Genomic DNA, 11,922 nt, shown 5'->3' with positions numbered 1-11,922 from the left:
AGGGGGGGGGAGGGCCGCCACGGGCAGCTCGGCCGGGGCCAGACCCGGGTAGGCGCGTTCCAGCGCCGCATCGGCCGCGCGCCGGCCCCCGCCGATCACCAGCGGCAGGCCGGTGAGCTGGGGGTAGCGCAGCAGTTCCACCGAGGCATAGAAAGCGTCCATGTCCAGGTGGGCGATGCGCCGGGGCGGGCGGGGGGCGTCGGTCACCCTGGCGAGCATAGCGCCGCGCGCAGCGGTGCATTGCGCGGGCCGCGTCTGCGCCCGCGGGCGGAGCCGGGCCAGGGCTCCGCTATGCTGTGGTTTTGCAAGGAACGCACCCATGAACCCATCGCACCCCACCCCCAGCAAAGATTTCGACGCCGGCCTCGCCACCCGCAAGCGCGTGATGGGCGAGGACTTCGTCGCCCGCGCTTTCACCGGCCTGACGCCGTTCACCGCCCCCATCCAGGAGTACGTGACCCGCAACGGCTGGGGCGACGTGTGGCAGCGCCCGGGGCTGGATTTGAAAACCCGCAGCCTGATCACCGTGGCCATGCTGACCGCGATGGGCAAGCAGAACGAGCTGAAGGGCCATGTGCGCGGAGCGCTGAACAACGGCGCCACACCCGAGGAGATTCAGGAGGTGCTGCTGCACGCCAGCATCTACTGCGGCCTGCCCACGGCGGTGGAGGCCTTCCGTTCCGCCGCCGAGGTGGTGGACGGCCCCAAGGCCTGAGTCCCTGAGGCCGCCGCTCAAGGGCGGCTGGGTGGCGGGGCCGGTGGCGGCGCGGTCCCGGTGCCCCCGCCGTGCTGGGGGCTGATCGGGTCGCCGTCTTCATACTGCCGCCGCAGCCGCTCCAGCCCCTGGCGGAAGGCTTCGGCGTCGCCGTGTTCGAAAAAATGCGGGTATCGCTCGTGCGCCCCGTGCCAGCGCCGCGCGTGCTTGATGGGACACCAGTACTGCTCGGTGCGGGCCGCGATTTCGCGCGCATACGACACCACGCCGTTGCCGTAAGAACAGTAAAAACAGTTGAACTTCTCGACCGCGTTCAGGTAGGGCAGGTCGGTGCGGTCGAAGACCAGGTGGTCGGCCCGGCGCACCCGGGGGATGCGGTAGATGGGAAAGCACACCGCCTGGTACAGCGAGACGAACGCGTCGAGCACCGCAAACACCGGCCAGCCGGCGTAGATGACCGGTGCGGTGAGCAGCACGGTGAGGCGGCTGCCGCGCAGGTAGCGCCACAGGCCCACCCGCTGCTGGCGCTGCAGTTCCACAAAGCGGTCGGCCAGGGCCTGGCGCTGCTGCTCGAACTGGGCACGCAGCGCGGCGTACTCCTGCTCCATCTGCTCTTGCAGGGTTTTGATGCGCGCCAGCAACTCTTCGATGGAGGGGGTCATGCGGTGGGCCTCGGTGGGGTCAGCCGGTCAGCAGGCGCTGCACCAGATCGACGGAACTGCTGGCCTGGTACTTGCGCATCAGGCGGGCGCGGTAGATTTCCACGGTGCGCGGGCTGATGCCCAGCGCCTTGGCCGTTTCCTTGGCGGTCAGGCCCTTCATCACCAGTGCGGCCACCTCGCGTTCGCGCGCGGTGAGCTCGGCCTTCACGGTGCGGCGCGACGACAGGTCCTCGAAACTCCAGATGCCGGCGGCGTGCGGGTCGGTGCGGTCCAGCGCGCGGCCGGTGACGTGGCACCAAAAGGTCTGCCCCTGGAAGCGGCCGCCGACGCGTTTCATCACCCGCTCGTCGGAGTAGTGGCCCTTGGCGTTGAGGATGGGGGTGATGCGTTCGCCGATGCGCTCGAACTCGTCGGCGCTGGGGTAGAGGATGAGGAAGCTCTGGCCCACCAGCTGGTCGCGGCTGGCGCCGAACATGTCGCACACCGCCTGGTTGCAGTCCACCATGGTGCGGTGGCGCGACAGCACCAGCCCCACCGGCGCCAGGTCGAAGGCGAGGCGGTAGTCGGCGGCGGGCGCGGGATCGGGCGGCATGGGGGCCGGTGTGGGCGGCTTCGGAGGGCGCGGTTAAGGGTTGGACTGTAGGCAAAACTACGTATGCGATTACGTAGTATCGTACGGTTTTCCTTCACTTTTGGACAGGAGCGTGCGAGCATGAACAAGGTGTACCCCAGCGCGGCCGAAGCCCTCCAGGGCGTGGTGGCCGACGGGCAACTGATCGCCGTGGGCGGCTTCGGCCTGTGCGGCATTCCCGAGGCCCTGATCGACGCGCTGCGCGACAGCGGCGCGAAGAACCTGACCGCCATCTCCAACAACGCCGGTGTCGATGGCTTCGGCCTGGGCAAGCTGCTGGAAACCCGGCAGATCAAGAAAATGATCTCCAGCTACGTGGGCGAGAACAAGGAGTTCGAGCGCCAGTACCTGGCGGGCGAACTGGAATTGGAATTCACCCCGCAGGGCACGCTGGCCGAGAAGCTGCGCGCCGGCGGCGCCGGCATTCCCGCCTTCTTCACCAAGACCGGTGTGGGCACGCTGGTGGCCGAAGGCAAGGAACTGCGCGAGTTCAACGGCGAAACCTATGTGATGGAGCACGCCCTGTTCCCCGACGTGGCGCTGATCAAGGCCGACGTGGCCGACCGCTCGGGCAACCTGCGCTTCAACCTGACGGCGCGCAACTTCAACCCGGCAGCCGCCACGGCGGGCAAGGTCTGCATCGTGGAAGTGGAACGCATCGTGGCCACCGGCGAGATCGCCCCCGACGACGTGCACCTGCCCGGCATTTACGTGCACCGCATCGTGGTCAACCCCACGCCCGAGAAGCGCATCGAAAAGCGCACCACCCGCGACCGCAAATAAGGAGCACGAACATGGCTTGGACCCAAGACCAAATGGCCGCGCGCGCGGCGCAGGAACTGCAAGACGGCTTTTACGTCAACCTGGGCATCGGCATCCCGACGCTGGTGGCCAACCACGTGCCCGACCACATCGAGGTCTGGCTGCAGAGCGAAAACGGCATGCTGGGCATCGGCCCCTTCCCGTATGAAGACGAAGTGGACGCCGACCTGATCAACGCCGGCAAGCAGACGGTGACGACGCTCAAGGGCTCGTCCATCTTCGGCTCCGACCAGTCCTTCGCCATGATCCGTGGCGGCAAGATCAACCTGTCCATCCTGGGCGCCATGCAAGTCACGGGCAAGGGCGACCTGGCCAACTGGATGATTCCGGGCAAGATGGTCAAGGGCATGGGCGGCGCCATGGACTTGGTGGCGGGCGTCAAGCGCGTGATCGTGCTGATGGAGCACGTGGCCAAGAAGAAGGACGGGACCACCGACCTGAAGATTCTCCCCGAATGCACCCTGCCGCTGACCGGCCAGGGCGTGGTGGACCGCATCATCACCGACCTGGGCGTGATGGACGTGACGCCCGAAGGCCTGAAGCTGGTGGAACTGGCCGACGGCGTGACGCGCGAGGAGATCCAGAGCAAGACCGGCGTGCCGCTGCTCTGAGCGCGGCACCAATGGGGGACGGTGAGCCCCCTGGTTTTCAGGGGGCGTAGACCGTCTGGTTGCGCCCCTGGGCCTTGGCCTGGTACAGGGCCGCGTCGGCCCGCTGGAACAGGCTGTCCACGTTTTCGTCGGCCCGGGCGCTCACCAGCCCGGCGCTGAATGTGAGCCACGGGCTGGCGGGGCTGTCGCCGTGCGCGATGGCCAGCGCCTGCAGCCGCGCCTGCACCCGCTCCATCCAGCGTTCGGCCCCCTGCGCGGGGGTGTCCTCCAGGATCACGGCAAATTCTTCGCCGCCGATGCGCGCGGGCAGGTCGCCCGGGCGCTGTGCCTGGGCCAGCAGGGATTGCGCCACCGCTTTCAGTGCCGTATCCCCCTGGGCGTGGCCGTGGCGGTCGTTGTAGGCCTTGAAGTGGTCCACGTCCACCAGCACCAGACACAAAGGCCGGCCGTGGCGTTTGTGGGTGGCCAGGGCGCGCTGCAGCGCGCCGTCGAAGCTGCGGCGGTTGGGCAGGCCGGTCAGCGCGTCCGACTCGGCCATCAGCTCCAGGTTTTCCAGCTGGAAGTGGATCAGCCCGAGCAGGTTGTTGGTGTCCTGGGCGAGTTGGGTGATTTCGTCCCGCCCGTCCACCGTGATCTGGTCGTGCCAGCGTTCGCGCTGGTGGATGGCGCGCAGCTCGTGGCTGAAGCGCAGCAGGCGGCGCACCACCAGGCGGTCGATCAGCACGAGCAAGCCACCGGTGATCAGGATGAAAAACCCCAGCAGTTGCCACTGCACGGTGCCCAGGTCGCTGCGCGCCTGGATGGAAACGGTGCGTGGGAAGTCGAGCCGCAGGTGACCGACCGGGGTGCCGATCCGGTCGTTCACCGGCCACCAGGCCTGGAGATGCTCCGGGTCGACGCGGTAGCGGTACTCGGCCGCACCCAGTTCGGAGCGCAGGTGCGCACCGGTGCGCGCCTGGGGCACGTCCGGCGGCGGCACCGCGTGCAGCGAGAAATTGAGTCCGGTCAGGCGCTGCAACTGCGCTTCAAAGTCCTTGGGCAGGGTCTGGCCCACCAGCAGCAGGCCCCGGGGGTCGCCCAGGCCCGCGCTGTTGCGGATGCCCTGGCGGCACAGCAGCACCCAGCGGTCGCGCTGCCGGGCCAAGCCGCAGCTGCGCTCTCCCAGGTCGGGGGCACGGCGCAGCACCACGCCCCAGGGGCTGCGCAGCACCTGCTCGGGGCGGGTGTCGGTGTGGCTCACCCGGTGCAGCAGTCGGCCTTGTTTGTCCAGCACCGCCAACCAGTCGAATCCGGCCGCGGCGATCGCTTCCTGGCCCAGGTTGTTCTGCGCGAACGGCCCCTGGCCGCTGCTGGCGTAGTCGGCGAACTCGGTCCAGTTGGCCCAGTCGTTGACCAGGGTTTCCTGTTGCTGCAACTGGGCATCCACCGCCACCAGCAGGCGGCGCATTTCATGCCCCAGCGTGTCGGTTTCGATGTCGGTGTAGCTGCTGTTCAGGCGCCAAGACAGCCAGGTTTGCGTGCCGATCAGCGGCAGCAACACCAAGGCCATGAGGCTGGCCAACAGCTTGAGGCGGATGCCCATCATGGGTTGTTGGAATGTATCGATTGGTTAAATCATATTGCGCACAATATTAAATCAATTTTGATTTAATGGCCAATTTTGCGGGTTATGTGTTCAAAAGGGGGCGGGGCTGTTGAAGGTCTGTGCGGCCGCGGTGAGCGGGTGGGGCAGGGTGACGCGGGTGGCGTGCAGCAGCAGGCGCGGGCTGGCCGCGAGCACCGGGTCGGGTGCGTAGAGTTCGTCGCCCAGCATGGGGTGGCCCAGGGCCTGCAGGTGCACCCGCAACTGGTGCGAGCGGCCGGTGACGGGCTCCAGTTCCAGCCGGGTGGTGGGGCCGGACGCCGTGCCCGGTGCCACGCGCCAGCGGGTGTGGCTGGGTTTGCCCAGCGCGAAGTCCACCTTGCTTTTGGGGCGGTTCGGCCAATCGACGATCAGCGGCAGTTGGATGTCGCACCAGCCGTCGGCGTCGGCCCCGGCCGGGTCGGGCTGGCCCGCCACCACCGCGATGTAGCGCTTGTGCACCCGGCGCTCGGCGAAGGCGCGGCTCAGGCGGCGCTGGGCTTCAAGGCCGCGCGCCATCACCACCAGGCCGGAGGTGGCCATGTCCAGCCGGTGCACCACCAGCGCGTCGGGGTACAGGGCCTGCACGCGGGCGCTCAGGCAGTCGGCGTGCTCGGGCCCGCGCCCGGGCACCGAGAGCAGGCCGGCGGGCTTGTCCAGCACCAGCAGCGCGTCGTCGTCCAGCAAGCCCTGGAATTCGTCCTGCACGTGGCCGGCGGTGGTGGGGCTGACGCGCCCGAAGCGGTTGGCGCTGGGCGCGGCCAGGCCCAGCACGCCTGCGGCCTGGCAGGCCTGCAGCAGCGCCTGTGCCACCGGGTGGCCGGGGCAGCGCAGCCCGATCGAATCCTGCCCGCCCGCCGCGGCCTGGCCCACACCCGGGCGGCGCGGCAGGATCAGCGTCAGCGGCCCGGGCCAGAAGGCCGCCATCAACCGCTCGGCAAAGTCGGGCAGGTCGCGGGCGTAATGGTCCACCGCTGCGCGCCACTGCGCCGGGTCGGCGCCCGCCACATGGACGATGAGCGGGTGGTCGCTCGGCCGGCTCTTGGCCGCGAAGATCCGCGCCACCGCCTCGGCTTGGTCGGCGTCGGCCGCCAGCCCGTACACGGTTTCGGTGGGCAGGCCCACCAGCTGGCCGGCACGCAGGCGGCGCGCCGCTTCGGCCGTGGCCGCCTGCGCCTGGGCGAGCGCGTCGCCGCTGGCCGCGGGGGCCAGCCAGGCGCGGGCGTCCAGCGTCAGTGCCACGGGGCGATGCCGAGGATTTCGGCCGCTCTGCGCGCAGTGGCCTGGGCCTGCTCCACCGTGGCACCGGTCACGTTGAGGTGGCCCATCTTGCGGCCGGCGCGCGCGCTCAGCTTGCCGTACAGGTGCAGGTGGGTGCCGGGCAGCGCCAGCACGGCGGCCCAGTCGGGGGTGCGGGCGGTGCCTTGCGCGTCGAACCACAGGTCGCCCAGCAGGTTCAGCATCACCGCCGGGCTGTGCAGGCGCGGCGGCACCAGCGGCAGGCCGGCCATGGCGCGCACCTGCAGCTCAAACTGCGACACGTCGCAGGCGTTGAGGGTGTAGTGGCCGCTGTTGTGCGGGCGCGGCGCCATCTCGTTGACCACCAGCGCGCCGTGGGCGCTGCCGTCGTCGATGACGAAATACTCCACGCACAGCACGCCCACGTACAGCAGCTGGTGGGCAATGGCGGTGGTGGCGGCCACGGCCTGCTGCACCAGTTCGGCGGGCAGGTTGCCTTCAAACACCTCGGTCACCGCCAGGATGCCGTCGCGGTGCAGGTTGCGCTGCGGCGGAAAGTGCACCACCTGGCCGTCGGCGCCGCGCGCCACGATGACCGACAGCTCGGCCTTCAGCGGCAGCAGTTTCTCCAGCACGCAGGGCACGCGGCCCATTTGGTCCCAGGCGGCGGCCAGTTCGGCGCGGTCGCGCACCCGGGCCTGGCCCTTGCCGTCGTAGCCCAGGCGCGCGGTTTTCAGGATGCCCGGCAGCAGGTTGTCCGGCACCGCCTGCAGCAGCGCCTCGGTTTCGACGGCGGCGTAGGGCGCGGGGCCCACACCACCGGCCTGGGCGCAGGCCACGAAGTGCGCCTTTTCCGCGATGCGGTCTTGCGCCACGGCCACCGCATTGGCGCTGGGCGCCACCGGGCGGTGCGCGCCCAGCGTCATCAGCGCCGGGGCGGGCACGTTCTCGAATTCGGTGGTGATGGCCTCGCAGCGCTGCATCAGCTGCGCCAGGCCCTGCTCGTCCTCGTAGCCGGTTTCGATGTGGTAGTGGCTCACCAGGCCGGCGGGGCTGGCCGGGTCGGCGTCCAGCACGGCGGTGAAGTAGCCCATCTCCTGGGCCGCCTGCACGAACATGCGGCCCAGCTGGCCGCCGCCCATCACGCCCAGGGTGGCCAGCTGGCCGCTGGGCATCACCTGGCCGGGCAACACGGGTTTGCGGCTCATGGCGCCTCCTGCGGTGGCACCACCATGGCGCGGGCGGCCGCGGTCTGCGCGGCGCGGAAGGCTTCCAGTTTTTGCAGCAGCTCCGGGTGGTCGCTGGCCAGCATGGCCACCGCGAACAGCGCCGCGTTGGCCGCGCCCGCCGGCCCGATGGCGAAGGTCGCCACCGGCACGCCCTTGGGCATCTGCACGATGCTGTGCAGCGAATCCACGCCCGACAGCGCCTTGGTCTGCACCGGCACGCCCAGCACCGGCACCGTGGTCTTGGACGCCAGCATGCCCGGCAAATGCGCCGCGCCGCCGGCCCCCGCCACGATGGCGCGCAGCCCGCGCGGGCCCGCGCTTTCCGCGTAGGCGAACATGTCGTCCGGCATGCGGTGGGCCGAAACCACCCGGGCTTCGTGCGCCACGCCAAACTGTTGGAAAATCTGCACCGCGTGCTGCATGGTGTCCCAGTCGCTGCTGGACCCCATCACCACGCCGACCTGGATGTCTGCGCTCATCACCGCTCCATGAAAGTTGGGATTTTACGTTTTGCCCCCAACTGGAGCCAAGCGCTTGCGTCCTGAGCCCCCAACCCGAACCGGATACCGCCCCGCCATGATCGACGTGACCCTCGCCAATTTCGAAACCGAAGTCATCGAGGCTTCCCAGACCGTGCCCGTGCTGGTGGACTTCTGGGCGCCCTGGTGCGGGCCCTGCAAATCCCTGGGCCCGGTGCTGGAAAAGGTCGAAGCCGCCTATGGCGGGCGCTTCAAGCTGGTCAAGATCAACTCCGACGAAGAGCAGCAATTGGCTGGCGCCTTCGGCATCCGCAGCATCCCCACCTGCGTGCTGATGGTGGGTGGCCAGCCGGTGGACGGCTTCATGGGCGCTCTGCCCGAAGGCCAGGTCAAGGCCTTCCTCGACAAGCACCTGCCGCCCGAAGACGAGGCCGGCTGGCCCGACGCCGCCGCGGACCAGCCAGATGCCGGGCACGAGGCGCCCGGCGCCGACGGCCAGCACGCCCTCTCGCCCCTGGAGCAGCTGGCCAACGCCCTGGCGCAGAACCCCGGCGACAACGACCTGCGCTTCGACTACGTCAAGCACCTCATCGGCCACGGCCAGCTCGACGAAGCCGCCGCCGCCCTGGCGCCCGGCCTGGGCCAGATCCCGGTGCAACTGCGCTTCGAGGCGCTGGCGCAGTGGCTCAACGCCCTGGAATTTGTCGCCAACGACGCGCGCGGCCAGTGGGCCCTGGAACAGTTCGACGAGCTCATCGGCCAGAACAAGCGCGACTTCGACACCCGCTTTGCCAAGAGCCGCGTGCTCATCGCCCAGGGCGACTGGGAGGCGGCGATGGAAGAGCTGCTGGAGATTGTCATGCGCGACAAGGCCTGGGCCGAAGAGGCGCCGCGCAAGACCTATGTGGCCCTGCTGGAGCTGTTGACCCCGCCCAAACCCAAGGCCGACCCGGCCAGCGCCGGCAAGAGCGCCGGGGGCATCGAACTGGCGGGCAAGGCCGCGGTGCAGGAAGACCCGCAGGCCGAGCTGGTCTCGCGCTACCGCCGCAAGCTCAGCATGGCCTTGAACTGAGGCGTTCGTTCATGTCGGCCCTGGCCCGCGTCGATGCCCTGACCCTGCGCCTGGGCGAGCGCACCCTGTTCCAGGGCTGGTCGGCCGAGGTGCCCGCCGGCATCACCCTGGTCTGCGGCGACGAAGGCACGGGCAAGTCCACCCTGCTGCGCTTGCTGGCTGGTGTGTTGCGGCCCCAGGCCGGCCGGGTGGAGGCGCCCCCGGCGGACCAGGTGTTCTGGGTGGACGCCTTCGACCCGGCGCTGGACCCGGTGCCCGCGCGCGCCTTGCTGGAGCGCTGGACCGCGCCCTTCCCCGCCCGAAAGCCCTGGGGCGACGGGCTGGCCGCGCTCGACCTGCTGCCGCACCTGGACAAGCCGATGTACATGCTCTCCACCGGCTCGCGCCGCAAGGTGGGCCTGGCCGCGGCCCTGGCCAGCGGGGCCCGCCTGGTGCTGCTGGACCAGCCCTTCGCCGGGCTGGACCTGCCGTCCGAACGGGTGGTGTGCCAGTGGCTGGCGCGGCTGGCCGACCGCCCGGACCGCGCCTGCGTGGTGGCCGATTACCTGCCCCCGCGCGGGGTGGCGCTGGCCGCGGTGCTGGACCTGGACACCCTGCCCCTCAGAACGACAGGTTGACCCCCGCGTAGAAGGTGCGGCCCGCCCCCGGCACGGCCACGCCCCAAGGGGTGCCGGACGCCATCATGGTGCTGCCCTGCCCCAGGTAGGCGCCGCCTTGCGGCAAGGCGTAGAGCCGGTCGAACAGGTTTTCCACCCCAAAGTCCAGCCGCACCCGCGGCCAGCGGTAGCTGCCGCGCAGGTGCAGCAGGCCGTAGCCGGGGGTGCGCACCTCGTTGCGCACGCGGGACACCCGGTCTTTGGCCGCCACCAGCACCCATTCGGCCGTGCCGGTCCAGCCGCCCACTTGGTGCGTCAGGGCCAACTGGGCGTTCAGGGGCATGATCTGGTACAGCCCGTCACCGGTGCTGCGGTTGCTGCCCCGGGTGTGGCTCAAGCGGCCTTTCAGCTGCCAGCGGCCCCAGGCGTTGCGCCCCAGGTCGGTGTGCCCGGCCACGTCCACGCCTTGCAGCCGCGCCGATTGGTTGGCGTAGCGCAGGGTGGTGAACTGGCCCACCAGCGGCGTGGTGCGGGCACTGTTGCTGGCGCTGTTCCATTGCACGGCGTCGATGTAGCCGCTCACCTGCGTCAGGTACGGGGTCACCTGCAGCCCGTGCCGCCGGTCGGCCGTGTGCCAGTCGAAGGTGGTGCTCAGTGTGTGCGCGGTTTCGGGGGTCAAGTCGGGGTTGCCGATGTAGCCATTGCCGTCGCCGACGAAGTTGTTCATCAACGCCGCCATCGGCCAGGTGGACCAGGGGTAGGCCTGGTACAGGCTGGGCGAGCGGGTTTGGCGCGCCAGGCCGAACGCCAGGTCCAGCGTCGGGCTGGCCTGGTGGCGGGCCTGGGCGCTCCAGTCCCAGTGGGTGTGGCTGCGCTGCCGGTCCAGGGCGTTGAAGGCGGCGGCATCGCGCCCCTGGTTGCCGCCCCCGGCGGGGTTGTAGCCCTGCACCGTGCCGGCGTCCAGGCGCACGTGGTCGGCGCGCAGGCCCAGCAGCAGTTGCCATTGCGGCGCCAGGCGCGCTTCCCATTCGGCAAACAGGCCCAGGCGGTCGCGCCGGCCCTGGTCGATGTTTTCAAACGTGCCGGGCGACATGCCCCCGCCGGAGGCCGGCCACAGGTCGTTCAGGCGGTAGCGCTGCAGTTCCGCGCCCAGGCGCAGGCGCTGGTCCGGGCCGCGCTCGACCTCGGCCTGCAGGCGCGCGCCGGTGGTCTGGCTGGCGGTGCGCATGGGCATGCCGGCGGCGCAGGTCGCGCTGCCGGCCGGGGCGCAGGGCTGGCCGTCGCTGCTGCCGGGCTGCATGGAGGCGGCACCGTACCAGTAGCGTTTGTCGGCACCAAAGTCCATGAAGTGGTCCACCGTTTCGCGGTACAGCTGGGCCTGCACCTGGCCCCAGGTGGTCTGGCCCTGGTAGCGCAGGCTGAAGCGGGCCATCTGGTTGTCCAGCAGGTCCATGCGCTGGTTGGGGTAGAGCTGCAAGGGCATGTCCTGCACCTGCACCTGGGCCTCCAGCAGGTGGCCGCTGCCCTGGTAGGTCAGCTTCAGGTGGTGGTTGCGGGTGTCGTAGGCGGTGGAGCCGATCTCGTCCAGCGCCAGCGCATGGCCGGCGCGCCCGGTGGCGGTGCCGGTCTTGAACGCGCCGCCGGCCCGGACGTTGTCGGACTCAGCCTGTGCCGTGCCCACGCTCAGGTGCAGCGATTCGGTGGCGTAGCTGGCCGACAGGTGGGCCGAGCGGCCGCCGTGGCTGCGCCAGGTGGCCCCGGCCTCGCCCTGCACCAGCGGGCCGGATTCGGCGCTGGCGAATTGCGGCGGGGCCGACTCCACCACCACGCTGCCGGCGATCGCGTCGCCCCCGGCGCTGACCGGGGCGATGCCGGCGTACACCGCCACGCGCGCCACCTGGCTCGGGTCCAGGGACGACAGCGGCGAGTTCATATGGTTCGGGCAGGAGGCGATGGTGTCCACCCCGTCGATGAGGATGCGCACCCGGTCGTCGGCCAGGCCGCGCAGGGCCGGCAGGCTGGAGAGCCCGCCCGCGCCGTACAGCGACACGCCGGGGATGTCGGCCAGCAGGCGTGCGGTGTCGTCGCTGGCGGCGCGCTGGCCTTGCAGGGCCGCGCCGTCGAGCACGGTGGCCGCACCCGGGGCGGTGCGTTCCCGCACTTCGACTTCGCTCAGGGTGTCGTCGGGACTGGGGTGCTGGGCCCAGGCGGGCAGGGCGCAAGCCAGGGCGGCGGCCAGCGCCAG

General features: G+C 70.4%; 13 protein-coding genes. 5 read left to right on the top strand and 8 right to left on the bottom strand.

Annotated features, from left to right (window positions below):
* A partial coding sequence (locus tag CON77_RS12155) for a Y-family DNA polymerase (RefSeq protein WP_500778839.1) occupies window positions 1-219 on the bottom strand: 219 nt, incomplete at its 3' end.
* Between the two features lie 100 nt (window positions 220-319).
* Between CON77_RS12155 and CON77_RS12150 the strand changes: the two genes are divergently transcribed.
* Window positions 320-715 (top strand): carboxymuconolactone decarboxylase family protein, encoded by a 396-nt coding sequence (locus tag CON77_RS12150; protein WP_101049508.1) that lies wholly within the window; start codon window positions 320-322, stop codon window positions 713-715.
* Between the two features lie 17 nt (window positions 716-732).
* Here the strand turns inward: CON77_RS12150 and CON77_RS12145 are convergent, their stop codons facing one another.
* Window positions 733-1,377: a coiled-coil domain-containing protein gene (locus CON77_RS12145; protein ID WP_198552362.1), complete on the bottom strand. Its 645-nt coding sequence runs from the start codon at window positions 1,375-1,377 to the stop codon at window positions 733-735.
* 19 nt (window positions 1,378-1,396) lie between these two features.
* Complete coding sequence (locus tag CON77_RS12140; RefSeq protein WP_101049506.1) at window positions 1,397-1,969, bottom strand: PAS and helix-turn-helix domain-containing protein; 573 nt, start codon at window positions 1,967-1,969, stop codon at window positions 1,397-1,399.
* Window positions 1,970-2,089: 120 nt separating this feature from the next.
* Here CON77_RS12140 and CON77_RS12135 point away from each other — a divergent pair, with 120 nt between their 5' ends.
* Together CON77_RS12135 and CON77_RS12130 are read left to right on the top strand one after the other, a co-directional pair.
* Window positions 2,090-2,791 (top strand): CoA transferase subunit A, encoded by a 702-nt coding sequence (locus tag CON77_RS12135; RefSeq protein ID WP_101049504.1) that lies wholly within the window; start codon window positions 2,090-2,092, stop codon window positions 2,789-2,791.
* An 11-nt stretch (window positions 2,792-2,802) separates the two neighbouring features.
* The gene (locus tag CON77_RS12130) at window positions 2,803-3,441 is read left to right on the top strand and encodes a CoA transferase subunit B (protein ID WP_101049502.1); all 639 of its coding nucleotides are present in this window, start codon (window positions 2,803-2,805) and stop codon (window positions 3,439-3,441) included.
* A gap of 37 nt (window positions 3,442-3,478) precedes the next feature.
* Here CON77_RS12130 and CON77_RS12125 read toward each other — a convergent pair whose 3' ends face one another.
* The 4 genes from CON77_RS12125 to purE form a co-directional block, all read right to left on the bottom strand.
* Window positions 3,479-5,026: a GGDEF domain-containing protein gene (locus CON77_RS12125; RefSeq protein WP_101049500.1), complete on the bottom strand. Its 1,548-nt coding sequence runs from the start codon at window positions 5,024-5,026 to the stop codon at window positions 3,479-3,481.
* 90 nt (window positions 5,027-5,116) lie between these two features.
* Window positions 5,117-6,274: a Sua5/YciO/YrdC/YwlC family protein gene (locus CON77_RS15715; RefSeq protein ID WP_198552363.1), complete on the bottom strand. Its 1,158-nt coding sequence runs from the start codon at window positions 6,272-6,274 to the stop codon at window positions 5,117-5,119.
* 20 nt (window positions 6,275-6,294) lie between these two features.
* Complete coding sequence (locus CON77_RS12115; protein ID WP_101049498.1) at window positions 6,295-7,509, bottom strand: 5-(carboxyamino)imidazole ribonucleotide synthase; 1,215 nt, start codon at window positions 7,507-7,509, stop codon at window positions 6,295-6,297.
* Complete coding sequence (gene purE, locus CON77_RS12110; protein WP_101049496.1) at window positions 7,506-8,009, bottom strand: 5-(carboxyamino)imidazole ribonucleotide mutase; 504 nt, start codon at window positions 8,007-8,009, stop codon at window positions 7,506-7,508. Before purE ends, CON77_RS12115 begins: the two co-directional genes overlap by 4 nt.
* A 97-nt stretch (window positions 8,010-8,106) precedes the next feature.
* Between purE and trxA the strand changes: the two genes are divergently transcribed.
* On the top strand, window positions 8,107-9,081 hold the full coding sequence (trxA, locus tag CON77_RS12105; RefSeq protein WP_101049494.1) for a thioredoxin: 975 nt from the start codon (window positions 8,107-8,109) through the stop codon (window positions 9,079-9,081).
* Window positions 9,082-9,092: 11 nt separating this feature from the next.
* Complete coding sequence (locus CON77_RS12100) at window positions 9,093-9,698, top strand: ABC transporter ATP-binding protein (protein WP_101049492.1); 606 nt, start codon at window positions 9,093-9,095, stop codon at window positions 9,696-9,698.
* On the opposite strand, the gene CON77_RS12095 is transcribed toward CON77_RS12100, so the two are convergent.
* Window positions 9,682-11,922, bottom strand: a 2,241-nt coding sequence (locus CON77_RS12095) for a TonB-dependent receptor (RefSeq protein WP_198552361.1), incomplete at its 5' end; no start/stop codon positions are given. The two genes, CON77_RS12100 and CON77_RS12095, sit on opposite strands and share 17 nt — an antisense overlap.

Origin of the sequence: Macromonas nakdongensis (assembly GCF_002837145.1) — a bacterium.
Classification (GTDB): domain Bacteria; phylum Pseudomonadota; class Gammaproteobacteria; order Burkholderiales; family Burkholderiaceae_C; genus Macromonas_B; species Macromonas_B nakdongensis.
Note: the sequence above shows the minus strand (reverse complement) of the source record. Positions and strands in the feature narration are given on the sequence as shown.

Excerpts from the sequence above, each read along its gene's own strand:
- CON77_RS12150 (WP_101049508.1), top strand. The coding sequence starts at position 320 with ATGAACCCATCGCACCCCACCCCCAGCAAAGATTTCGACGCCGGCCTC.
- CON77_RS12145 (WP_198552362.1), bottom strand. The coding sequence starts at position 1,377 with ATGACCCCCTCCATCGAAGAGTTGCTGGCGCGCATCAAAACCCTGCAA.
- CON77_RS12140 (WP_101049506.1), bottom strand. The coding sequence starts at position 1,969 with ATGCCGCCCGATCCCGCGCCCGCCGCCGACTACCGCCTCGCCTTCGAC.
- CON77_RS12135 (WP_101049504.1), top strand. The coding sequence starts at position 2,090 with ATGAACAAGGTGTACCCCAGCGCGGCCGAAGCCCTCCAGGGCGTGGTG.
- CON77_RS12130 (WP_101049502.1), top strand. The coding sequence starts at position 2,803 with ATGGCTTGGACCCAAGACCAAATGGCCGCGCGCGCGGCGCAGGAACTG.
- CON77_RS12125 (WP_101049500.1), bottom strand. The coding sequence starts at position 5,026 with ATGATGGGCATCCGCCTCAAGCTGTTGGCCAGCCTCATGGCCTTGGTG.
- CON77_RS12115 (WP_101049498.1), bottom strand. The coding sequence starts at position 7,509 with ATGAGCCGCAAACCCGTGTTGCCCGGCCAGGTGATGCCCAGCGGCCAG.
- purE (WP_101049496.1), bottom strand. The coding sequence starts at position 8,009 with ATGAGCGCAGACATCCAGGTCGGCGTGGTGATGGGGTCCAGCAGCGAC.
- trxA (WP_101049494.1), top strand. The coding sequence starts at position 8,107 with ATGATCGACGTGACCCTCGCCAATTTCGAAACCGAAGTCATCGAGGCT.
- CON77_RS12100 (WP_101049492.1), top strand. The coding sequence starts at position 9,093 with ATGTCGGCCCTGGCCCGCGTCGATGCCCTGACCCTGCGCCTGGGCGAG.